Below are 21,885 nucleotides of genomic sequence, written 5' to 3'. Positions count from 1 at the left end.
GCTCCTCCACCGGGCTACTTCACCGGACTGGGCAGGCTTACTATGCCCCGTTCAAGGAAACAACTAAACTTGTTTCGGGCTGAGCCAGTCTAAAGGGTACGACGCGAGTAGTCGCCCATCTCTTACGGCGCTCAGCCTGAGCGTTTGCATTGAATTCTCCTATGACCTACGACTTTTCGGCTTTGGCTACTCTATATAAAACCGCTCTGCTAGAAAATGTGATTCCCTTCTGGCAGAAATACTCTATTGACACTACTTACGGCGGGTATTTTACCTGTCTGGCCCAAGACGGCAGGGTGTATGACACCGACAAATTTGTCTGGCTGCAAAACCGACAGGTGTGGACGTTTTCTATGCTGTATAACCAGCTCGAAAAGCGGGAGAGTTGGCTGGCGATCGCTCAAAGCGGCGCAGACTTTTTGGCGCAGCACGGGCGAGATGCTGAGGGCAACTGGTACTTTTCACTTAATCAAGCGGGGCAGCCGCTCGTGCAGCCTTACAACATTTTTTCTGACTGCTTTGCGGCGATGGCGTTTAGCCAATATGCGTTGGCTACAGGAGAAGAGCAGGCCAAAGAGCAGGCCAAAGAGATTGCATTGCAAGCCTATGGCAATGTGTTGCGCCGTCAGGAAAATCCGAAGGGTCAGTATAACAAGGCTTATCCGGGTACCCGTCCGCTTAAATCTCTAGCGGTGCCCATGATCCTGGCGAATCTGTCGCTGGAGATGGATTGGCTACTGGCGGCAGGGCAGCTCGAAGCGGTGCTGCAAAGAACGGTGGATGAAGTGATGGGTGACTTTTTAGATAGCGATCGCACCCTCTTATACGAACACGTCGCCCCCGATGGTACTCATGTCGATTGCTATGAGGGGCGGCTGATCAATCCGGGGCATGGAATTGAGGCCATGTGGTTTGTGATGGCGATTCTCGAAAAGAGAGGCTCCGCCAACGCCGAGCGGCAAAACGATTTGGCGCTGATTAATCGGGCCACCGACGTTGTTCTCAGCATTCTTAGCTTTGCCTGGGATGAGGAGTACGGCGGCCTCTATTATTTTATGGACGCTGAAGGCCATCCGCCTCAGCAGCTAGAGTGGGATCAAAAGCTCTGGTGGGTGCATTTAGAAACGCTGGTAGCACTGGCAATGGCCTACCGCCTAACCGGACGAGAAGAGTGCTGGAGCTGGTATCAACGGGTGCATGAGTATACCTGGAGCCACTTTGCCGATGGCGACGGCGCTGAGTGGTACGGCTATCTCAACCGGCGAGGTGAAGTGCTATTGCCGCTAAAGGGCGGGAAGTGGAAAGGCTGCTTCCACGTGCCCCGAGCATTGTATCTTTGCTGGCAGCAGTTTGAGCAGCTAAGAGTTTGAGCAGCTAAGAGTCTGAGCAGTTAAGAGGTTGAGCTGACTCAAATGAGGGTGAAGCAGTGGCAGTGAAATTAGATGACCTGCGGCGTCACGCTGCGACAGGTGGCTGGCATCTTATCCTGATCGTCTACGCATAGCTGTTTGGGAAGCTCTAGCTTTAAGACACCGTGGCTGTACTCAGCGTAAACCTGCTCTCCTAAAATAGGTTGAGCAAGCTGGATCACCCGCTCAAAGCTGCCGGTTGCTCGGTCGCTACTGACTAGCTGGCTATCGGTCTGGCTGTTGGCATGAGGCGATCGCCGCTCTCCTTGAATCGTCACCGATGTTGGACAGCTAGCGATGTTAATAGTCTGAGCGCTAACCCCAGGCAAATCTACGTAGATAGAGAAACTGTAGTCGCCTTCTCTAACTTCTGTGGGTGGCTGAAAGGCTGCTGTTGAGAGGCCCTGCGTTGAGAGATCCTGTAACAGGTGTCTTGCGCTCTTATATACGGTCAGATTTTGACAGAGACTACGACTTACAGTGGGATCTCTCGGTGAAAGAAAATATCGAAGCCGAGTATGAGCAAAAGCCTGTATTTGTTGCTGACAGCATTTATCCTTCAGCGGTTCCTGAGTAAACGCAAGGTGTAGCAAACATGCGGCTATACAGTCAGTCAATGGAAGGTAACGGTATGAGCGGCCAGAATGAGCGGGCAGACGGCTAAGCTATCTGCCTGCTTTTGCATGCGGTTTTATAATCTTCTCAGCAGCCAAGTGAACAACGCTATATTCATTGGGCTTAATAGGTAGTCCTCGTCTTCGACGGTTTTATCCCATTAATCCAAAGCCAATTTTTTGCAGTTACGTGTGCGATCACGTTCGCTCAATCCCCCTAAGAATTCGCCAATCAGGCATTCAGTCACAATCGAAACTGCTTGTTGGCCCGTACTCTCCCAGGTGTGAATTGCCCTGAAAAATCCAGACCTGCATCTCTGACTTCATTACGGACAGTATTCTTGCGTGAGGGTCTGTTGCTGCGCTTGTTGTGTTCGCAATGTAGTTCTTCGACTTCCAGTAAAAAAGCAATGTCTTGAATGGCTATCTTGAGTTTTTCTTGTAGCTTTCTCCGGTCAGCGATGGTATTTCCTATTATTGCGGCGGCAACTGCCGCAATGAGCGCACTCAAGACGGTAAATATTCCAGAGATTAATGCAGCTTGAATTTCAGTATTGGTTAAGTCGAAGGAAGGCACCACAGCAGACCCGGTAATTAGTGTCAGATAGACACTAGCAGGTGGAACAATGCGATCGCTAGACTAATCTGGAGCGTGGATGCTTATACTTTTGAAACGAGCTGACGACGCCGAGTTCTGACGAGTTCAGGAACGTATTTATTTTTGCCCTCTTGTCCATCGAAACCAAGACGCTCATACACCATGCCACCAATACCAGGGATAACTTCCCCTTCGTCACTGCGTTCGTCGTCTTCAGCGAGGTAAATGAACTGGAATTTTTCACGGACTGAGGCTTCAAACTCAACGGCTAGTCTCTCTTCGGCCCCTGAGTAAATGACGGGTGCGACGATAAATATTTTCTCTGGGTTAATGGTCTGGATGAGGTCGTTCAGATTGGTTTTCACGACGCAGCCACCGGAAATAATGGATTTGACAATGACTAAGTGGTTGACGGTGCTGTTGACAGGCTCTGTGTACTTTCTGATGATGGGTGAGGCTTGTATGTCACTTACGTTGAAGGGTGAGAATCGTTCGTTCCAAAAGCAAGCGAGTGAGACAGACTTAAAATGCCGCTCTAATGGGGTCAGCATACCTTTGGCTAGGTAGTCAGCATCTTCGACGGTGCAGGCAAGGTATAGGGTAGATGCGCTGTCTGAAATTTTTGAAGAGACGACTTCGCCAAGACGTTCTCCTAGTAGGATCATTGAGTCTTTATAAGCATCTGGTGCGGTGGTTTTGTCCGCTAGCCGACTTAGCTGCGATCGCGAAAGGTCTGTATTGAAGTCGGAGTATGTCCTTGTCATAGCAAGATCTCGAATGCTTCAAAGGTTTAGATCGGCTGCCTGTAAAAGACGCTTTAAGCAGCATTATGCAACAGAATACAACTTAAAAGTTACCAGACAATTTTACAGTCATACGCTTGAAAGACTGAGTCGCGGGTAACGATAGTAACGACTTCAATGCGGCTCTGCGCAATGAGTAGCCGATCAAAAGGATCTTTATGATGTTGAGGAAGCTGCTCTAGCTCTAGAATGTGGGCTACTGTGATGGGTAGAAGCGTAATGCCGTTGGATTGATGACGGTTCACCATTTCGGATAATGGCATATTCAGGTGCAGTTTCCCTATCTGCGATTTGATTTGAATTTCCCAAAGTGAGACCAGGCTTAAAAGAAGTTCGGAGCGCTGTAGTTGGTCAAGCGTAGCGGCAGGGATCAGGCTCGGTTCTCTGTCCCACCAGATAAATGTGTGCGTATCAAGCAGTAGTTTCATTTTCTCCCAGCCAGAATGAATCTGGCAGTGGGGCATCGAAGTCTTCTGCCATCCAATAGGGAATGTGTTTGTGTAATCCGGGCACGGGAGGATTGGCGACGACGGGGCTGTGCTGGTGGCGGAGGAATGCAGCGAAGTTAAGGACTTCTTGCTGTTGCTGTGGCGTCAATGCTCGCACTTCCGCAATCAACGCCTGCTCAATACTCATAGCATTTGCCTTCATTGAAGTGTTCCAAAGTCATTCAATCACAACGCTCAAGCGACTCGCCTCAAAACAGCCTCGTTGCTGTCTCTCATGTACTTACGGGTGCCTCAACGTATCTATGATAGCGGTATTCCATGCCGACCATTTCAGGGTGGAGCAAAATATGGGCAAGCCGTTCATCGATGAGACGGACAGGCCGGTTCTGACAATCTATCAGAGTAGGCATGGGGGTGAACCTACTAACTTTTAGTCAAATTTGATTAATAATGACGTTTAGCAGGGCGGTTTGTTTTTGGGTGGCGGCGTCGATTTGTTGTTCTAGGGTGTCGCAGAGGGTCATGAGTTGATCGACTTTGGTGACGATGCGGTGTTGTTCCGGCAAAGGCGGCATCGGAATTGGACATCTCCGAAGCTGTGTCTTGTTTATGGATGCAAGATTCGTCGTTTGCTTGGAAGCTCCTGCAAAATAGTCTCTTGCTGGAGCCGAGTTAAGGAAGCACTCTAGCCAGTGAACGTTTTGCTTTGAAATATATCTACGCGCCTTAAAAACATGATTTTGGTGTATGCAAGGAGTGATTTCTGAATTCCAGATTGCTGCTCGCCCGACTTTGTCCCAATCGCCACCCTCTGTCAGGAGTAGATCCCCCTGATGAAGGGCGTACTTATCGATTTCATCTTTTGGAATCTCAATTTTTTTGATCACGTCTAAGTCCAAATATCCGCGCTGAACATTGGCTACCCGTAGATATGGTAGAGCGATCACCTTCCTTCCAGCAAGTTTTCGTCCTTTAGTAACGCCGCTTCCAATATCAACGAGGTCTTCAAACTTCGACCATCGCCAAGAGTTCGGAATGCTGAAGGGGAAGTCATCCTGTGTCAGCTCTGGCAGTGGTTTAGATTTTCTAGTTGTTTTTTCCTTTATAAGTCGCTGCTTCTCTAAACTAATCTCTTCTAATAAGTCGCTAGCGGATATATCATTCGGAGCTTGTGGGACGAGTTTGCCCATGACGGCAAGCTGAAGGATGGCTTTGCGGAGTTCGGTGACGTTTTCTTTGACTGAATAGAGTTCGCTGAAGTGCTGGGTGATGAACTGCCAAGATCGGGTGAAGGTATCGGGGTCTTTGGCGGTGAGGAGGCGATCGCACGCCACTTTATGAACGGTGATTTGGAGGCGATCGCGCTCAGCCCGGAGTTTTTCTAGCTCGTCACAGCGAGCCATAAGCTGATCGATTTTGGCGACGATGCGACGTTGTTCAGGAATGGGAGGTAAAGCAACCATGATGGAGTTCATCTTTACCTGATTCATTTTCGGCTGAGCTGTTCCTGTGACGTAAGGTTTGAGATCTATCGCGTTAATGTACTTCTCTAGATAAAGCAGTAAATCGTGGTCATGCGCGTCAATAACGTGAGCATGGTTGTTTACCCAATACTTTCCGCGAGCAATAAAGGCAATAGGAGTACTTCTATTGATCAAGTTTGCGCCGTCTTCACCTATGAGTAATAGATCTCCTTCGAAGAGATAGTCGTCAATTTTATCTATAATGCCTGAAGCGCCGTAGTAATCGTAGACTCCCTGAGTTCCCTCTCGCTGCTCTTTTGAGATAGGGATACGTTCTGCATCTCTATTTATGCTTATGTCACCAAATCTCACCCATGCCCACCCGAGTGGCAATTCATAAGGGAGATCTGTCTGACTAACTTCTGACGACAATTTAGGCTGTCTGATTTTCTTTTCGTCTATTAGCTTCTGTCTCTCCGTTCTAGCTTTCTCTAAAATTTCTGAAGCAGGTAAATCATTAGGATCTTGCGACACTAACTTTCCTCGTACAGCAAGATTCAAAATTAATTGCCGCAGCCTTTTTACACTGTTGTGCGCATTGAAGGCAGTATCAAAATGCTTTTCCAGAAGTTTCACTAATTACTATCCCTTAAAGCCTGTAGAAGTTCTTGTTTTAGATCGTTCTGTGCATCTTTTAGCCTTCTAGAAATCTTTATGTATTCTTCCATTAGCTCATCAGGGTTGCCAAGGTTCACATCTTCTTCGTGAGGATTCTTACTATCCAGATTATAGTTTCCCTTGGCGATCTCCTCAGCCGAAACCTTCCAAGCGTACTCACTCGTCTTCCGCTTCTTCCACCACTTCTTCTCCCGGTCAAATTCCCCAATCGTCAAAGGCCGCGTCCGCGAATAAGCCTTATATCCTTCCGGATAAGGATGCTCAAAAAACCAAACCTGCTTAGTCGGCCCGCCCTTCTCAAAAAACAAAATATTCGTAGAAATGCTCGTATACGGGCTAAACACCCCCTTCGGCAATCGTACAATCGTATGCAAATTGAACTCTTCTAGCAGCTCCCGCTTCAGCGTCGTCTTCACCCCTTCCCCAAACAAAAACCCATCCGGCAACACCACCGCCGCCCGCCCCGTGTCATGCTTCAGCAAGTGCATAATCAGCGCCATAAAGAGGTCAGCCGTCTCCCGCGTCTGATACTTCTTCAAAAAATTCGTCTCAATCCCATCCTCCTCCATCCCCCCAAACGGCGGATTCGTGATGATAATATCCACCCGATCCTTCGGCGTATAGCTCTGTAGCTGCTTACTCAGCGTATTGTCATGGCGAATATTCGTCGGCACATCCACCCCGTGCAGCATCATATTCGTCATCGCCAGCATATGCGGCAGCGACTTCTTCTCTATGCCCCGCACGCCACTTTGCAAAGTCTTCCGATCATCCGCATTCTTCACCTGCCCCGCCAAATGGTCAATCGTACAGGCCAAAAATCCCCCCGTCCCACAAGCCGGATCTAGCACCGTCTCCCCAAGCTGCGGATTCAAAATATCCACCATAAACTGCGTCACCGCACGCGGCGTATAGTACTCCCCCGCATTCCCCGCCGACTGAAGATCCGCCAAAATCTTCTCGTAAATATCGTTAAACACATGGCGATCATCCGAAGAATTAAAGTCTAAATCCTGCTCAATGGTGTTGATCACCTGGCGCAGCAGCGTCCCCGACTTCATATAGTTGTAGGCATCTTCAAACACCGAGCCAATCACCTTCCCCCGAGCCTTCACCCCCGCCGTCGAGCTGAGCTTTTGCAGCGCCGGAAACAAATCATTATTGACAAAATCAATCAGCTCCTCACCCGTCCTCCCTTCGTCATTCTTCGCCCAGTTGCGCCATCGAAAGCGATCCTCTAAAGGAGACTCATAGCTATCCTCTATAAATTTCCACTCTTTCTCCTTATCATCAAAAATCTTCAAAAACAGCATCCACACAAGCTGACTAATGCGCTGAGCGTCCCCATCGACGCCCACATCCTTGCGCATAATGTCCTGAATCGTCTTGACCAGCGTTCTTATCGACATATCTTCGGTAAACCTTACAACTCATAGCCTGAAGCAAATCCCCTTTTGGGAGGGGTGGCCCGCAGGGACGGGGCGAGCCACTACGCACTATAAAGCGCCTGAGTCAGTTCTTGCAAAGCCGCCAAATATGCCGTGCTCCCGCCAAACGCCCAGGCAATTTCCATCGGCGTCCCCATCTCCGTAAACGGCGACACATTCAAAATCTGTGGCCGCTCAATCTGTGCCATCCCTTCATCGGCATACTTTTCTAGCAGTGCCTCCAGCACCCGCCGCGCCTGCTCGCCATACTTCGTAAAGTAGTTTTGCTTGCGCACCTCGTCCGCCCGCTCTCGCCGGGTCAGCGGCGGCATATCCCACACCACATGGCAAATCAGGTCAAACGGGTCAAAATCTCGCCCCACCTCATCCGCCAGCGCCTCAAAGAAAACACCCTGATTCGCCAACTCCTCAATCACCGCCTGCTTCTTATCCGCACCGCTCCACCGACTCAAAAAATCATTCAGCGACGCATACTCCCCCAGCATCTGCTTGCGCGTATAGTCCTTCAGCGACTCCGTAATTTGCCGCCCCTCTGCATCAAAATACAGCACCCGCTCAGCCACCACCCGCACCTCAACGCTATCAACCACATAGCGCCGTACCGCCGAGCCCTCATCCTCCTCGGCTACGCCAAACCGCTCAGCCCCATCCCCCCGATCTGGGTAAGTAGAGCCCTCATCAGCCATATCGTCTGCGTCATCTGGCGGCACCGGCGAGTCGTCTAGATTTTTCGGCTCATAGATCTGCACCGGATCGCCATCAAAATCAGGATCGGCAAACAGCTCTGTCGCCTTTTTAAAATCCATAATCGTGAAATAGTACTTGCCATAGTCCTCATTGATGCGAGTGCCGCGCCCAATCGTCTGCTTAAACTCCGTCATCGACGCAATCCGCTGATCGAGCACAATCAGCTTGCAGGTCTGCGCATCAACCCCGGTCGTCATCAGCTTAGAAGTGGTCACAATCACCGGATACACACTCTCCGGAAAAATAAAGTTATCTAGCTCCGCCTTCCCTTCAGCGTTATCGCCCGTAATCTGCATCACGTACTTATAGTTTTCCGCCACCAGATCGCTATTTTCGTTGATCAGCGCCTGCCGCATTCGCTGCGCATGGTCAATATTTTCACAAAACACAATTGTCTTATCGAAGCGATTCGTCTGTTTCAAAAATTCCGAAATCTTCTCAGCCACAAGTTGATTACGCCGGGTGAGCACCAACTTTTTATCAAAATCCTTCTGGTTATAAATGCGATCTTCAATCTCATTGCCGTAAATATCCACCATGCCCCGATCCGGTCGCCAGCCCGAAAGATCGCGATCCAGATCAATCCGCACCACCTTGTAAGGCGCTAAAAAGCCGTCGTCAATCCCCTCTCTGAGCGAATAGGTATAAATCGGCTCGCCAAAATAGTCAATATTCGAAACCGTCTTCGTCTCCTTGGGTGTCGCCGTCAGCCCAATCTGCGTCGCCGCCGAAAAGTACTCCAAAATCTCCCGCCAGGCAGAATCTTCTTTTGCGCTCCCCCGATGGCACTCATCAATCACAATCAGGTCAAAAAAGTCAGGGCTAAACTGCTTATAAATATTTTGTTCTTCTTCTGAACCGGTCACCGCCTGATACAGACACAGATAAATTTCATAAGCCTTATTCGCCTGCCGCTTCTTAATCTTGGTCATCACCTGCCCAAACGGCTTAAAGTCGTTCGTCATCGTCTGATCGACCAAAACATTGCGATCCGCCAAAAACAAAATCCGCTTTTTTGCCTTCGCCTTCCACAGCCGCCAGATAATTTGAAACGCTGTAAAGGTCTTGCCTGTACCCGTCGCCATCACCAGCAAAATCCGGTTTTGACCGCGTGCGATCGCCTCCGTCGTCTTATTAATCGCCAGTAGCTGATAGTAGCGCGGCGTTTTCTCCCCGCCCCCGCCGTAATAGTCCTGCGTCACCAGCGCCTTTTGCGGCGCGCTTAGCCCCTTATGCGCCGCCCACCACTGCCACAGCGTCTCCGGCGAAGGAAACGCCTCCAAAGGCAGCTCCCGCTCAATTACCCCATCGGTCGTAATTTTGTTGTGAAAGAGAAAGCCATCGCCATTCGAGCTAAACACAAACGGCACCTCCAGCAGCGCCGCATAGCCCAACCCCTGCTGCATACCATCGCCCACCGCATGGTCATTCCGCTTCGCTTCCACCACCGCGATTGGAATATTCGGCTTATAAAACAGCACATAGTCCGCCCGCTTACTCTGTCCCCGAGTATGCAGCTTGCCCCGTACGATAATTCGCCCCGCCGTCAGCGTAAACTCTTCGCGCACCTGCGTCGCGATGTCCCAGCCTGATTGAGCGATCGCTGGCGTAATATACTGCGTACAAATTTCGCGCTCAGACAGTTGCTTTTTATCCATGCCTCAGTTTCTATTCGAACCCGTGTCCTGCATAGTGCCGCAAAACGCCTCTAGAAGCTACGTCGCTAAAAAAACGGGTCGGGAAGAAAGCGCTGGCTTTTTTATTGCTCTTTGTGTTGAATCTTCAGGTTAGGCAGCCCTTCTAGCTTCTCTGGCGGATCAAAGTTGCCATCTTTGGGCGTCATGAGGGTAAGCCCCTTAGAAAAACAGCGAATGTCGATGGGGGTATCGCCGATCATTTCACCGTCTAGAACGACGCCTTGGGCCGGATCTGCTGAAATCTTGACTGAAGAGCAGCGGAAATAGCCAATGTCTTTTCGTTGGGTAGAGCGTTTGCTGAGAGCGGTTTGCAAGAGATTATAAGAAGCGGCGATCGCCCCACCAGTTCCTTGGGGCGCAAAAATAGTAACATCTAACAGACCGTCATAAGGAACCACATCTGAAGGCCCCTGGGCTAGGACAGAAGTGGCCGGAGCCGCGTTGGCAACCGTAATGCCAGATGCCTCTACCGTGATAATGCGGTCGGGTGTTTCTAGCGTAGCCTGAAACGGGGAGAGATCTTGTACCTCTTTAAAGGCAGAAAAAATGTAGGCAATCGTGCCCATCTTATTTTTGAGCTGGCGGTTGGCTTGTTCGATCACGTCGGCTTCTAGACCAATGCCTGCGAGTAGCAGCAGCGGCTCGCCATTGCAGGTAGCAACATCAATTTTTCTGGGAACACCGCTCAGGATGATTTGGCAGGCGGCGTCGATGTCGTTGCTAGGAATGTCAAAAGCAGCGGCGATCGCATTTGCCGTACCGCGTGGCACGATGCCTAGCGGAATATCGCTGCCAAACAACACGCCTGCAACCGCTGAGACAGTGCCGTCACCACCGGACGCGATCAGGCAGTCAGCAGATTGGGCGATCGCCTCTTGGGCCAAAGCGCCAGCAGAGCGCTCAGGCGTCGTCTCTAAAACGGTCAGCTTAGGGGTTTGCTTAAGCGAGTCATGAATGAATGACAGCTCGGTGATGGGATCGCCTCGACCTGAGGCAGGGTTAAAAATCAGGTAGATATTCTCAAACACCAGCTATATACCGTCCGTAAAAACTAACTTTGAGCAGAAGCAGACTGGCTCTTTTCTGGGTTGGCGCGATCGCGCGAATCATCCGGCGTCGCAATCGGGCTCGCATCACTGTACTTTTCCTGATCAAAGTGATAGACCGTCCGAATCGGGTAGGGAATCGTGATGTCAGCCTGGTCACAGGCTTGTTTGAGTGCCAGCATCATCTGCGTTTTGATTCGGCGTACACTCTTTTGCTCCGGATGAGTCCAATAGCGCACAACCAGATCAATTGAGCTGTCGCCAAAGCCGGTAATATCGACTTCTATAGAGGGCGTATTATCGACTTCTTCGACTGTCTTAGCGGCGCTATGCAGCGTTTTTATCGCCAGTGGCAGCGGCGTGTTGTAGTCTACCCCAATCTCTAAATCCGTTCGCCGCTGTAGTTTACCCGTCATCACCTGCACCGGGCTAGTGAATACAATCGAATTGGGCATAACCACCAGTTCGCCCTGATAGGTGCGAATTTGAGTAGAGCGCAGAGCAATCTCTTCGACCGTTCCCTCAAAGTCGCTCACAATAATTTGATCGCCTAAGGAAAAGGGCTCTTGCAACAGCAGTAAAACACCTGCCAGGAAGTTTTTAAAGATATCTTGAAAAGCAAAACCAATGGCAACCGAACCTAGCCCCAGCAAAGCGATCAGATCGCCCAATCCTAAGCTTGGGAAAGCGATAATGCAGGCCAGAAGAATGCCCGCGACCCAGACAAAGGTATAGCTAGTCTGTACGAGTAGCGAGCGGAGAGAAAGGCTCTTGAGAGTTCTATCTGCTATTCTACGGGCAGCGCGGCGTACCAAATTGGCAGCTAAGCGAGTTAGCAACAAGATCACCAGAGCGAAGGCGATCGCTGGCAAAATGGCAACACCTTCAGCCACTAGATCTATCAGCCTGACTCGAACCCCTTCGATCAGAGAACTCATGTTCGCTCCTTTGCTTAAACTTATTTCTAAGTTTATTACAAGGCGATCACTGAGGCCGGGGGACTGGGTGATCACCTCTATTACAAGCTAGAAAGCTGCCACAATAGCCGTCATAACTTCAGTTTTCAAAACCTCAGTTGCAGCTATCGTGGCAGCTCTTATATGTTCGGTTTGTTAGGCTGTTTGGCTGAGCCCTATTGCCTTGAGAAAGCGCAGAGCTGACGGTTTTCGTCTATTTTGGACCCAGCATTCAGGTCTAGTAGAAGATAAGCTAGCGCCAGGTACGCTCTCCATCTTCATTCGTTCGCGCTTGACGAATGACATCAGAAATTTCTTCTGCGTCTTCGACATGATGCAGGGCTTTCTTTTCGCCGCTTTCCTTGTCTTCTACTGCGAAGTAGGTCGGCACTTCAACCGGGTTGCCTAGAACATCGTCGTATTCGACAGCGACTTTGTCAGCTTTCTCTTCTACCGAAGCAGAAGGGGGCGCTTCTTTATCGCCTGGATTGATGGTTTGTTTTTCTTGTTCACTCATAGTGACTATGCTTCCTCCCATAGGGTACGAATTTTGCCGGGCATGAATTCTGCAATTTCGGCAATGCGTTCAGATGACAGTTCGTCTTTGGTCGCGCCGAAGACTGCCTTGACGACCGTATTGGGGCCAGTGGACTTGGGTAGGCCGCCTTCCTGCTTCACTCTAAAGAGAAACGTCTCATCGTCAAAGTTAAGCGGAGGACGCACCTTGCTAAGAAAACGCACCAGCGGGTTAGAGTCTTTCCAGAGGTCGGCAACCTCTTCTTGCGCTGATTTTTTCTCGGTATGCGTCGCCGCTGTGTGCAGCCCTTCGGCGACGTTGCGAGTCGCTTCGGTGGTCATCAGATCGCGCATGGTGCGAAAGACCACTTCTGTAATGTCGCGCGCGTCGTAGATGTCGCCAATGTGTCCCTTGAGCATGACTTTGTTAAGAAAGTCCATGTCTTTACTGGCAACCTGAGTGCTCGGGCCCGACCGCATCTCTTTGGGCGGATTTTCGCTCATTTTCTTTAAGAGGTCTTGTCCGCTGGGCGTCAGCTCAACTGACTTAACGCTAACAGCGTCTGGGAGCGGGTTGGGGCCCTCATCGGCGTAGGCATCTCCTTTAAAGTCGGCGTTGATATATCCTTTTTGATTAAGATAGTCCAGATGGGCCATGATCTCGGTTTTGTCAGTGTTGCGGCCAACAAAATCAGTAGCTTCGAGATCTAGCGGCTGGCCCCGTTCTGCCTCTGGGCGATCGCCCATCTTCTTCAGCAGAATGTAGGCAATGTCTTCTTTTAACTCTATAGTCATAAAAAAATATCTCCAATGATTTATTAGCAGCCGTAAACCTCAATACTGCCGGGCCTATCAAGGCGAAACCCGCACGGCAGCCTTAGCAGGCAACAAAATTCATCATAGTAAACAGTGACGAACAAGCCTGCACTCAGCCTTTTGTATTGCCTAATCGTACGGGAGAGGCGCTGACAGCACGGTCAATCGCTGGAGAGAAAATAGCGGTCACTGAAGCCTACCTTTTGATATAGATTTGCAAGGAATAGATTTGCAAGGAACTGCGCAAATTGGTTCAGTCAGCGCCAGGAAATGCCGCGATACTCGTAATGCCTTCTGTAACGCCCCTGTAATTCCTTAAGATATCCCGCTGGTCAGCCAATTTAGCCAGTGTACTTTCAGTATTCTCTGAGTAAGGATAATCTATTCTTCAGGTTTCAGGCAGCAGCGTATTTTTGCGCTGAAGTAACGAAAATAGCAGAATTATTGCAGCAGATCCGCTCAAAATATAGACCCTGGCGCTTCAAATATCTTTATAATCCGAGTCTAGGGAGTATAGCTACCTGCTGCTGTCTGTAGCTTAGTAAATGACAGCGCTATACTACCAGTGATATCCTCTTTAGACATCCATACAAGCCTTTAAATTCAGGGCAACCGCATAACTCTCTAACTTTTCTCAATTAAGAGCAACTAAGAGGGGCTTTGTTAAGAAAGTGGCCTTGTTGAGCAAGTCAATCCCTCGTCAGCCGCCACCATCTTCCTTCCCTGGTTGGCATCTGAGGAGGATATCTAACAGGACGGATAGCCCCATGAAAATGGTTAAGAGGACGGCTCCTAGCTCGCTATCATGGCTAGCTGAACTGTATGCTGAATTGGGAACCAGTATGAGTTTGCTCAACCGGACGCAGCAGCGCGGACCGATATCCAATAGGCCGTCTCGTCCTGCCCTCCAGCAAGCTTTGGCAACGAGGGGTGAACGCCCCTACAGCATCTTAATTATTGATGACGATGAAGACAACCTGCTGTTTGCTCAGTATGCAGTAGAGTCTATGGGCTATCAGGCGACCTCAGTCTGGTCAGGAGATGGGGCGATCGCTACCGCGCTGACCTGCTTTCCCGACATCATTTTGCTCGATATTTTGCTTAAAGACATTAGCGGCATTGATGTTTTCAAGCGTTTGCGTCAGCACGAGCTAATCGCCCAGGTGCCAGTTATTGCAGTGACGGCGCTGGATCATCCGCGCGATCGCCAAAGGATTGCCGCCGCTGGCTTTTCTGACTATTTAGCTAAGCCCTACATGCTTGAAGAGCTAGCCGCTATCATTAGCCGCCATCTGCCCCGGTAGCCTTATCAGAATCGTGAGAACCCCAAATCGAGACTGAGGAAAGCGACTACCCCTTCCTTGCCTTTGGAATCGCATCTGGATTACGCACTGCGGGCGTATCTGACAAAATCACAATAATGCCTGTACGTCCGGTTTTTAACGTAGCATCGCTCAAGAGATCTAGCACCTCTACCTTGAGGATACTTTCAACGAGCGCTTTTACCTGAGGCCGAATAGCCTGATTGAGATCAGCGCGTACTTGCTTGGCAAGCTCTAGCTGTCCGTCTTGTGCCAGTAGCTGCTCTGGCTGAGTGACAGAATCTTCTAAGATAATGGCTAACTTTTCGTCAAATAGCTGACAAGTGACCTTACTGGGCTGATGACCTAAATACTTTCTATAGAGCGCCTGCATTTTTTGAGAGACTTCTCGTTCCAACTGACCAACGGTTTGTTGTTCGGTAGTTTCCATACGTACTTAGATCCTGCTAACGATAATCCTCTCAGCGAGGATAAAAGAGTAAACAAACGCACTTAATTAAAGAGGTGTCAGCATTTTCACCTTGGCTAGATTGACGGGCCCGTCAGTCTATTCGCAACCTAAATGACTACCCTTGGCCAACAGTTGCAAGTAGCGTCAGATAAGAAAGGCAGCGCAGCGATAGATATTAAAAGCTGATGAAATCAAATAAAGGGAGGCGCTGTTAGCCAAGTATTGACATTCTTGGCGTCTTAATCCTTGGCGTCTTATTTTTTTGACACGTTTTGTTGCGTATGCTTCAGGTTAACTATTTATCTGCCCATGACTTTTTACGCCAGCGGTAGAGATTAGTGAACGATAGCATACATATATTGGAAGAGATAAAAAGTAAATCCCCAGGAATATCGGGGTCTATTTCCAAAGATACTGCCGAATCCGTCACAGGGTGGATTTGCCAGAGGGTAGCGACGGGATTGTATGGGTAGGTAGTGAACAAATTTAAACAATATAAGGAGGCGTAATTTAATGATTCAAATTAACCAATATCGTCAGCGATTAAAGCGGCTGGCTGTTCGGGCTGTTTGCCTGATGATGGTGAGCCTAGTCGTATGGAGTGGCGCTTGGGTTCCTGGGGCAGTCGCCTTGGGCTCTGAGTCAGCCAGCGACGTGCTCAATTCTCGGGCTGCTGCAGAGCTAGACCGCATGTCTGGTGAAGGAACAAGCGACAGGCTAGAAGGCGCAGTTCAAGAGACTACCGGCAAGGTAAAGCGCGGCGTCGGCGACGTAACCGGCCAGTATGAAGGGACAGCAAAGCAGGCAGAGGGTGCTACCGACCAGCTCGAAGGCAGCGTCAAGCGCGATGTGGGTAAAGCTAAGGGTGCCGCCGCTGATATAGGCGACGATATTCAAGATAAGGCTGACGGTGTAGTAGAGTCAATAAAAGACTTTTTCGACCGTTAGACATGACTGTTAAGAAAGGTTTAGCAGAACTGAACGCCGTTGGATTTCTATTGATGAAAGCCAGCGGCCGTTGTTAAATCTGCTTCTGTAGGCATGGCTAGGTCTGAAGTCTTTGTGTTCTGAAGTCTCTGTATGTAGCTCTTATGAGCACGGCTGGCTTTATAGCTGTCTTCGCATCTTTGTGCTTACACACATTTAAACTTATGTTATTCCCAGGAGGGATTTTCCATGAAAAGCGTTCGTAACTACTTTTCTACTTTTCTTGCTAGTTTGCAGCCCCTGGCGATCGCCATTGCCTGCGCGCTATTGATATTTTCAAGCGCAGCCCCAGCCCTGGCCTTCGGCAAAAGCAGCTCTAGCCCCGCGAAAGGCTCAGAGTCACTCAATACCGTACAGGAGAAGTCTGAGCAGGCAATTTCGGGCCCTATGACTGACGACAACGGTACTGATAGCGTGATGAAAAACTCCGAAAAAGGGCTCAACGGCGTCCAAGGATCAGCAGATACTGAAAACATGTCCAATCCTGCTAATGCAACGGGCGAATCCGTGGAACAAGAGATTCAAGAAGCACTTGAAAAGATCACGCCTTAAGGCTTTGTGGCTTTTCAACCAGTAGCGATCCGCTAGCTATCATTCGCCCAGTGGTGATTTCCCCGAGGCGATTTTCCAGGGGCGATTTATAGCTAAAGCGGATTAATCCAGAAAGCATCAAGTAGTCAGCCAGACAGATTATTCTGGCTGACTTTTTTTGTGCGCTGTCTCAGCGGCAGCCCCTTCATTGGCTAGCCCTGGCGATTTGCAACCAAAGTCTCCAGCTTGCTGATCGGCAATCTGGCGGGCGGCTGTATTTTGGGTGGGTTGTGCATCAGCTTCTACCCATTCAATCAAGCAGCCGGGCGAACCCGCCTGTCCGATTGAGGTGACAGCCAGCTCTGACCAGCTCGTGGGATCGATGCCATCGTCCATGAAGCCATCGTCCATAAAGTTGTATCGCAAGATGATAGCCACTGGCTGGCCAATGTGAATGCGCCATTCGACAGTGTCGCCGATTGTGTTGTAAGCAAGCCCCCCAGTTATCCATTCATCATTAGGGACGCCTGCATCTATAGCGTTGGCTGCTTTGCTTACTACACAAGTAATCGTCGGAACCCTTGTGTATAGCGGGCAAAGTGGCGCGCAGGCGTACGAATGCATCCGTACGCTTGCTATATATCAACGCTGAAACTCTTTAAAGCACAAAGCCCGCTCACTAAAGATCTCTCAAAGAGGGCTTAGTGAGCGGGTTGTTATATCAAACTCTGCGCTGTGGAACTAGTAAGCTAGCCACTCCAGCACACTAGCCAACTACAGCCAGACTGCCACCAATAGCGGCGACGACTGCTGAGACTAACGCCGTACCAAAGAGCCACCAGGCCGCTGCTTCAGCCGCTGCCTTGGTATCTTCCATCTGCTGCTGAGTTTGGGCTTTGATGCTACTGAGTCGGCCTTCTATCTGCTGCTCTATGCGCTCGGCCCTGTGGAGAACGCCGTCGCGAGCAGATTCTATCTGGTCTACCACACGGTTGGCATCGGCGTCGGAGACGCGGTCGTGAGAGCTGATCAGGGCAACTAGCGTATCGCGGTCAAACTGAGAGAGGCGATCGCGCATTGCAGAAAAGCCCGCCTGCGGATCATCAAACAGAGTGCGCACATCGCTCTTGATGCCGTAATAGTCTAGCTCGGGACGATCTAGCGACTGCAGATACTGGCGGATGCGGGCAAAGATCCGGTTGATCACCGACTCGACGCTGCGCTGAATACTGCGTACCTGGGCGACTAGCTGATTGCGCACGTCGGTAACCTGCCGGACGACATCAGTGGCTTCCGCTTCGGTCATGTCTGGCCGCTGGGCCAATAGTGCCACCATCGTGGAGTCATCCATTTGCGAGAGGCGATCGCTCAACCTGCTCACTCCTAGCTTAGGATCGTTCAGCAGCAGCTGCAGATCACGCTTGATGCCCGTCGGGTTCAGCTCTTCTTTATCAGTATTGCGCAGGTAGTCTTCTAGCGCGCTCTGGAAAGAGAGCGCCTGAGTTTGGGCGCGGCGAGCCAATCGACGGGGCGCTTTGATGACGCCCTGAATGCTAGAGAGCACATCGTCAATGGCCTGGTTGGCTTCGGCTTCGCTGAGGTCGTCGCGCTGGCTGAGCAGTTGCACCAGCGTATCGCGGTCCATTTTAGAGAGCCGATAGCGAATAGCCTTGGCCCCTACCTTGGGGTTGTCGATCAGCTTTTGCAGGTCGCGCTGAATGCCATTGGGGTGTAGCTCTGGCTTGCCTGTGCTGCGCAGGTAGTCGGCGATCGCTGCTGTCGCTTCGTCGTACTTAGCCTGAGCCCGCAAGCTGATCTTTTTAGGCGCACTAATAGTAGCGTTCCAGCTCTCTTCTATCGTGCTGACGACATGGTCAACCTCTTGCTCAGAAAATTCGGGGCGCTGCCCTAACAGCTTCACCAGCGTGTCGCGATCAAACCGGGCTAGCCGGCCTCGGATCTGATAAATGCCCTGGTCAGGCTCATTTAGCAACGCACTAATATCGCGCTTAATGCCGTCGGGATCAAGCTCGGCTTTGTCTGTGCGCCGTAGATAGTCTTCTAGAGACTGCTGCTGCTGCTGCAAGCGCACTTTAGCCGCCTGGTTGACGCTATCGGCATCGGCAATCACGCGGTCGAGCAAGCTGCGATAGCGATTGGCCAGATCGTGGCTGGTCGGCTCATCAATGTCTTCGCGGGCAATTAAAAATTGCCGGAAGTAGTCACTGCTGATTTGCCCTAAGCGATCGCGCATGTAGTCTGCGTCGAGCGGTTCATCTTCAATCAGAGCTCTAAAGGCCCGCTCACCCATATCAGAAGACAGTTCGCTGAGCGGCGTAAAGCGGAAGAAGGTTTCTAATTCCTGACGAACTCGCTTCTCTGAGGCTACTGTCTCTGCTGTGATCACATCTTGGAGCACGCTCTGTCGCACAACCTCCAGGCGATTGGCTAGATCGCGAACTTCTGTTTGAGTCAGCAGACCACGAGCTGACAGCGTATCGATAAAGACCTTGCGGCTAATGCCAGAAATCTGCTCTCGCAGCTCAGTTTCGTCTGCCTCTACGTCGTAGAGAACGTTGCGAAAGTTTTCTTCTAACTCAGGCGACTTCAGCTCGCCAATGTATGCATGGTGTAAATAGTTTTCGACATCGGCCTTAATCAGGTTTTGATCAGAGGCATCGTCTTCTGGCAAAGACATTCCGGACTGACCGGTCAGCTCACGCTGGGTTGACTTAATCTGCCCGACTACTTTGTTGGCGTCGAAGTCAGAGAGATCTACCTTACCCATAACCATGCCAATCATAGCGTTCAGGCTCTGGGTCATCGCCTGGGAAAAGGCATTGCCGCCGCTGCCCTGGCTCTGCTGGCCCTTCTGCTGGCCTTGGCTGCGCTGCTGCTTGAGCTCGTCTACGAGCTGGTCTAACCGGCTACCTAAGCCCTCAGAGGCTAGCTGTCCGGCTCCTGCCGAAGCCACAAACGTCATGATTTCATCGAGCCGATTGCTGCCGCCTGTGTTCCGTTGCCACACTCTGTAAAGGCGATTGGCAATGCGCCGGGTCTCCTGCCGCGAAAGATTAGTGCGATCGCTCAGCAGCTTAACAAACGTTTCACTGTCAACCGGGGGCAGCGCGTCACCATCTTTGGCAGTTGCTATTTCAGAGCTGCGCAGCAGTCGCTCAAATTCTTGTTCAATCGAAGTTACGTCCACTTCAGGAGAGCGTAACCCGGACAAATACTCCTGCAGCCGATCTTGCATCGCTGAGGTGTCTAAACCGGTAGTAAACTCGCGGCGAACTGCAGCGGCAGTAGCTTCAGCGGTTTCGACCAGCTGATTGCTAGCCGTCTTAGCGCCGAGGGCAGCAGTCGCCGTGCCCACCAGTGCCTGAAAGCCGTTAGTGGCCGACTTCACGACTGAACCAACCAAAGAGCCGACCGCAGTAGAGCTAAACCACACCAGCAGGGTGAAATAAGTAGCCCAAATCACCAGACCAGTAATCGCACCGAGCGTCACACTGTTGTAGAGGCTGAGCTTGACGGCCAGCCAGCAGGCGAAGAACAAAGCCAGGCTGACGGTAATCAGCGTCCAAGCTCCAAAGGCGGCGCTGATTTTCTTAATGCCAGTGCCCGAGCTGCTGCTAGAGCTGCTGCCCGAGCTGCTGCTAGAGCTGCCGGAGTGGCTGACATAAGAGACGCCCGCCGCCATCGAAAGATTGGTCAGCAGTAGCTGAAAGCCAAAAGCCAAAATCACTCCAGAGAGCAGCGCAATGAAGAACTGCGGGCCCGAGAAAACTAGAGCCGCTTCTTCTGGCGTAACGGCGCGTGGCGTAACGATGCGCGGATCGGCGAGCTGCGCGAGCCAGCTGGTCGCATAAAAGGGCGTGGCCGATAGGCCCATAGGAAATTCCATAACGTATTTCTCTTTGCTTCAGTTAGCTGTATTCGAATGGTGTGCGTTCTTTATTAAGGCGTTACCGCCGCCTAAAATTCCTCTCCCCCCAGAGGGAAGCCATCGTGCAAAATTTGCCTAAAAGTGAGAGGCAATGCTCGCTCTTTTGAGAGAGTGCAGGCAGATTTATGGAGCACGATAGACAGATTGTTTCTCTCGTTTGACTTATCTCTTTAGGTGGGTTCTACGAGTGACTACTCGCTGAAAACTGTGAAAGGAGCGTTAGAAGATATACCTAAAGAGAGAGGGATTATTGCTCAGCCATCGGTGCGAAACTGGCAATGAGGGCAAGCTTTTTTCGATTACTCCAGCGATCGCCCCTGAGACCCTCTCAATGATCTTCTGGGCGATCTTCTCATTCGCCGTGCCCGCTGCTGGGCTCTGACCTGAGAGCGAAACTGCGATCGCGTTTGCGGCGGCTCAGGGCGAGCCACCTGGTTTTGGGTCGTTTCTGACTCTGTGTTCGTATCTTCTGCCTTCTCTTCGGGCGTGGCATCAGCGGCAAAAATAGCATGCTCATTGGGCTCAATGTAAGAGCCAAACCGATTGGCATATACCTGAGTAAACTCTGCGCCAAAGAGCAAAATCTGGGCCGAATAGTAAATCCACAGCAGCAGCACAACAAACGAGCCTGCCGCACCGTAGGCCGAGGCCACACCGCTGTTACCGAGGTAAAAGCCAATCAGCGCCTTCCCAATCGTAAACAGTACCGCCGTCATCGCAGCACCTACCCAAACATCGCCCCAGGCAATGGTGACATCGGGCAAGATTCTATAGATCAGAGCAAACAGCAGCGTGATCACGCCGAACGAGACAATCGTATTGAGTATCTGCCAGCCGACATCCCAGCCGATCAGCCCGTCGCCTAACATGCCGCTAATCCCTGCTAGGGCCGCACTCAGCAGCAGCGACACCATCAGCAAAAACCCAATCGCCAGCACCATGCCAAAAGACAGCAGGCGATTTCGCACCAGCGCCCAAATGCCGCCATCGGGCCGGGGCACTACGTTCCACACCGTATTGAGCGCATCTTGCAGCTGAATAAACAGCCCCGATGCCCCAATAATCAACAGTGCTAAGCTGATAGCGGTCGCCCAGAGGCCGCCCTCTTGCGTTTGGGCATTGGTCAACATCTCCTGCACGAGCGCTGCGCCGTTTTCGCCTAGCAGCCCCTGCAACTGCTCGATAATTCGAGACTGTACGGTACTCTGCTCAAATAAGAAGCTGGCGATCGCAATTACAATCACCAGCACCGGAGCCAACGAAAATGTCGTGTAGTAGGCCAAAGCTGCCGCTAGCCTTGAGACTTTGTCCCGCTGCCATTCGGCAAAGGTCTGCCGCAGGAGAGACCAGAGAGTAGAGAGAGATAACATAGCTGCTATGACAAGATAAAAACAGAAAAAATATC

The 21,885-nt window shown here is 50.8% G+C and carries 21 protein-coding genes; 5 read left to right on the top strand and 16 right to left on the bottom strand.

All coding sequences use genetic code 11. The features are described from left to right. Positions 1–161: 161 nt before the first annotated feature. The gene (locus tag CKL79_RS05075; RefSeq protein WP_121968500.1) at positions 162–1,370 is read left to right on the top strand and encodes an AGE family epimerase/isomerase; all 1,209 of its coding nucleotides are present in this window, start codon (positions 162–164) and stop codon (positions 1,368–1,370) included. Positions 1,371–1,438: 68 nt separating this feature from the next. On the opposite strand, the gene CKL79_RS23095 is transcribed toward CKL79_RS05075, so the two are convergent. Further along, entirely contained in the window at positions 1,439–1,837 is a 399-nt protein-coding gene (locus CKL79_RS23095) for an Hsp20/alpha crystallin family protein (RefSeq protein WP_276299101.1), read from the bottom strand. Between CKL79_RS23095 and CKL79_RS23090 the strand changes: the two genes are divergently transcribed. Continuing rightward, on the top strand, positions 1,819–1,986 hold the full coding sequence (locus CKL79_RS23090; protein WP_170943969.1) for a hypothetical protein: 168 nt from the start codon (positions 1,819–1,821) through the stop codon (positions 1,984–1,986). The two genes, CKL79_RS23095 and CKL79_RS23090, sit on opposite strands and share 19 nt — an antisense overlap. 281 nt (positions 1,987–2,267) lie before the next feature. On the opposite strand, the gene CKL79_RS05065 is transcribed toward CKL79_RS23090, so the two are convergent. From CKL79_RS05065 to CKL79_RS05015, 11 genes are all read right to left on the bottom strand, one after another. Next, positions 2,268–2,603: a hypothetical protein gene (locus CKL79_RS05065; protein ID WP_121968498.1), complete on the bottom strand. Its 336-nt coding sequence runs from the start codon at positions 2,601–2,603 to the stop codon at positions 2,268–2,270. A gap of 80 nt (positions 2,604–2,683) precedes the next feature. Further along, the gene (locus tag CKL79_RS05060) at positions 2,684–3,385 is read right to left on the bottom strand and encodes a hypothetical protein (protein WP_121968497.1); all 702 of its coding nucleotides are present in this window, start codon (positions 3,383–3,385) and stop codon (positions 2,684–2,686) included. Between the two features lie 89 nt (positions 3,386–3,474). After that, positions 3,475–3,852 (bottom strand): type II toxin-antitoxin system VapC family toxin, encoded by a 378-nt coding sequence (locus CKL79_RS05055; RefSeq protein WP_121968496.1) that lies wholly within the window; start codon positions 3,850–3,852, stop codon positions 3,475–3,477. Continuing rightward, a complete protein-coding gene (locus CKL79_RS05050) occupies positions 3,836–4,075 on the bottom strand; it encodes a DUF2281 domain-containing protein (RefSeq protein ID WP_121968495.1) in 240 nt (79 codons plus the stop codon). The genes CKL79_RS05055 and CKL79_RS05050 overlap by 17 nt, the downstream gene beginning before the upstream one ends. Before the next feature lie 232 nt (positions 4,076–4,307). Beyond that, the gene (locus CKL79_RS05045) at positions 4,308–5,972 is read right to left on the bottom strand and encodes a restriction endonuclease subunit S (protein ID WP_121968494.1); all 1,665 of its coding nucleotides are present in this window, start codon (positions 5,970–5,972) and stop codon (positions 4,308–4,310) included. Beyond that, on the bottom strand, positions 5,972–7,423 hold the full coding sequence (locus CKL79_RS05040) for a class I SAM-dependent DNA methyltransferase (protein ID WP_121968493.1): 1,452 nt from the start codon (positions 7,421–7,423) through the stop codon (positions 5,972–5,974). The genes CKL79_RS05045 and CKL79_RS05040 overlap by 1 nt, the downstream gene beginning before the upstream one ends. A gap of 80 nt (positions 7,424–7,503) precedes the next feature. Then, on the bottom strand, positions 7,504–9,867 hold the full coding sequence (locus CKL79_RS05035; protein ID WP_121968492.1) for a DEAD/DEAH box helicase family protein: 2,364 nt from the start codon (positions 9,865–9,867) through the stop codon (positions 7,504–7,506). Between the two features lie 101 nt (positions 9,868–9,968). Continuing rightward, positions 9,969–10,934: a YegS/Rv2252/BmrU family lipid kinase gene (locus tag CKL79_RS05030; protein WP_121968491.1), complete on the bottom strand. Its 966-nt coding sequence runs from the start codon at positions 10,932–10,934 to the stop codon at positions 9,969–9,971. Positions 10,935–10,957: 23 nt separating this feature from the next. Next, positions 10,958–11,890, bottom strand: coding sequence for a mechanosensitive ion channel family protein (locus CKL79_RS05025; RefSeq protein ID WP_121968490.1), 933 nt, complete (start codon positions 11,888–11,890; stop codon positions 10,958–10,960). 271 nt (positions 11,891–12,161) lie between these two features. Further along, complete coding sequence (locus tag CKL79_RS05020; protein ID WP_121968489.1) at positions 12,162–12,425, bottom strand: hypothetical protein; 264 nt, start codon at positions 12,423–12,425, stop codon at positions 12,162–12,164. 5 nt (positions 12,426–12,430) lie between these two features. Next, positions 12,431–13,219: a DUF2267 domain-containing protein gene (locus CKL79_RS05015; protein WP_121968488.1), complete on the bottom strand. Its 789-nt coding sequence runs from the start codon at positions 13,217–13,219 to the stop codon at positions 12,431–12,433. Between the two features lie 788 nt (positions 13,220–14,007). Between CKL79_RS05015 and CKL79_RS05010 the strand changes: the two genes are divergently transcribed. After that, entirely contained in the window at positions 14,008–14,544 is a 537-nt protein-coding gene (locus tag CKL79_RS05010) for a response regulator (protein WP_121968487.1), read from the top strand. Positions 14,545–14,590: 46 nt separating this feature from the next. On the opposite strand, the gene CKL79_RS05005 is transcribed toward CKL79_RS05010, so the two are convergent. Then, a complete protein-coding gene (locus CKL79_RS05005) occupies positions 14,591–14,992 on the bottom strand; it encodes a DUF2294 domain-containing protein (RefSeq protein ID WP_121968486.1) in 402 nt (133 codons plus the stop codon). 534 nt (positions 14,993–15,526) lie between these two features. Here CKL79_RS05005 and CKL79_RS23435 point away from each other — a divergent pair. Then, positions 15,527–15,961, top strand: coding sequence for a CsbD family protein (locus CKL79_RS23435; RefSeq protein WP_205879000.1), 435 nt, complete (start codon positions 15,527–15,529; stop codon positions 15,959–15,961). 228 nt (positions 15,962–16,189) lie between these two features. Continuing rightward, the gene (locus CKL79_RS04995) at positions 16,190–16,552 is read left to right on the top strand and encodes a hypothetical protein (RefSeq protein WP_121968485.1); all 363 of its coding nucleotides are present in this window, start codon (positions 16,190–16,192) and stop codon (positions 16,550–16,552) included. Between the two features lie 138 nt (positions 16,553–16,690). Here CKL79_RS04995 and CKL79_RS22845 read toward each other — a convergent pair whose 3' ends face one another. The 3 genes from CKL79_RS22845 to CKL79_RS04980 form a co-directional block, all read right to left on the bottom strand. Next, positions 16,691–17,155, bottom strand: a complete 465-nt coding sequence (locus CKL79_RS22845) for a hypothetical protein (RefSeq protein ID WP_141242154.1) — start codon at positions 17,153–17,155, stop codon at positions 16,691–16,693. Positions 17,156–17,297: 142 nt separating this feature from the next. Further along, a complete protein-coding gene (locus CKL79_RS04985; protein ID WP_121968483.1) occupies positions 17,298–20,438 on the bottom strand; it encodes an MFS transporter in 3,141 nt (1,046 codons plus the stop codon). Between the two features lie 341 nt (positions 20,439–20,779). Beyond that, positions 20,780–21,850, bottom strand: a complete 1,071-nt coding sequence (locus CKL79_RS04980; protein WP_121968482.1) for a YihY/virulence factor BrkB family protein — start codon at positions 21,848–21,850, stop codon at positions 20,780–20,782. Positions 21,851–21,885 lie beyond the last annotated feature (35 nt).

Origin of the sequence: Leptolyngbya sp. BC1307, from assembly GCF_002286735.1 — a bacterium.
Classification (GTDB): domain Bacteria; phylum Cyanobacteriota; class Cyanobacteriia; order Phormidesmidales; family Phormidesmidaceae; genus Phormidesmis.
The sequence above is the reverse complement of the archived record's forward strand: the minus strand, read 5'-3'. Positions and strand labels throughout refer to the sequence as shown.

Bases quoted from the DNA above. Each gene is read 5' to 3' on its own strand.
- CKL79_RS04985 (WP_121968483.1), bottom strand. From the start codon at position 20,438: ATGGAATTTCCTATGGGCCTATCGGCCACGCCCTTTTATGCGACCAGC.
- CKL79_RS04980 (WP_121968482.1), bottom strand. From the start codon at position 21,850: ATGTTATCTCTCTCTACTCTCTGGTCTCTCCTGCGGCAGACCTTTGCC.
- CKL79_RS05005 (WP_121968486.1), bottom strand. From the start codon at position 14,992: ATGGAAACTACCGAACAACAAACCGTTGGTCAGTTGGAACGAGAAGTC.
- CKL79_RS05020 (WP_121968489.1), bottom strand. From the start codon at position 12,425: ATGAGTGAACAAGAAAAACAAACCATCAATCCAGGCGATAAAGAAGCG.
- CKL79_RS05055 (WP_121968496.1), bottom strand. From the start codon at position 3,852: ATGAAACTACTGCTTGATACGCACACATTTATCTGGTGGGACAGAGAA.
- CKL79_RS04995 (WP_121968485.1), top strand. From the start codon at position 16,190: ATGAAAAGCGTTCGTAACTACTTTTCTACTTTTCTTGCTAGTTTGCAG.
- CKL79_RS23435 (WP_205879000.1), top strand. From the start codon at position 15,527: ATGATTCAAATTAACCAATATCGTCAGCGATTAAAGCGGCTGGCTGTT.
- CKL79_RS05050 (WP_121968495.1), bottom strand. From the start codon at position 4,075: ATGAAGGCAAATGCTATGAGTATTGAGCAGGCGTTGATTGCGGAAGTG.
- CKL79_RS05025 (WP_121968490.1), bottom strand. From the start codon at position 11,890: ATGAGTTCTCTGATCGAAGGGGTTCGAGTCAGGCTGATAGATCTAGTG.
- CKL79_RS05060 (WP_121968497.1), bottom strand. From the start codon at position 3,385: ATGACAAGGACATACTCCGACTTCAATACAGACCTTTCGCGATCGCAG.
- CKL79_RS05010 (WP_121968487.1), top strand. From the start codon at position 14,008: ATGAAAATGGTTAAGAGGACGGCTCCTAGCTCGCTATCATGGCTAGCT.
- CKL79_RS05035 (WP_121968492.1), bottom strand. From the start codon at position 9,867: ATGGATAAAAAGCAACTGTCTGAGCGCGAAATTTGTACGCAGTATATT.
- CKL79_RS05075 (WP_121968500.1), top strand. From the start codon at position 162: ATGACCTACGACTTTTCGGCTTTGGCTACTCTATATAAAACCGCTCTG.
- CKL79_RS05040 (WP_121968493.1), bottom strand. From the start codon at position 7,423: ATGTCGATAAGAACGCTGGTCAAGACGATTCAGGACATTATGCGCAAG.
- CKL79_RS05015 (WP_121968488.1), bottom strand. From the start codon at position 13,219: ATGACTATAGAGTTAAAAGAAGACATTGCCTACATTCTGCTGAAGAAG.
- CKL79_RS22845 (WP_141242154.1), bottom strand. From the start codon at position 17,155: ATGCATTCGTACGCCTGCGCGCCACTTTGCCCGCTATACACAAGGGTT.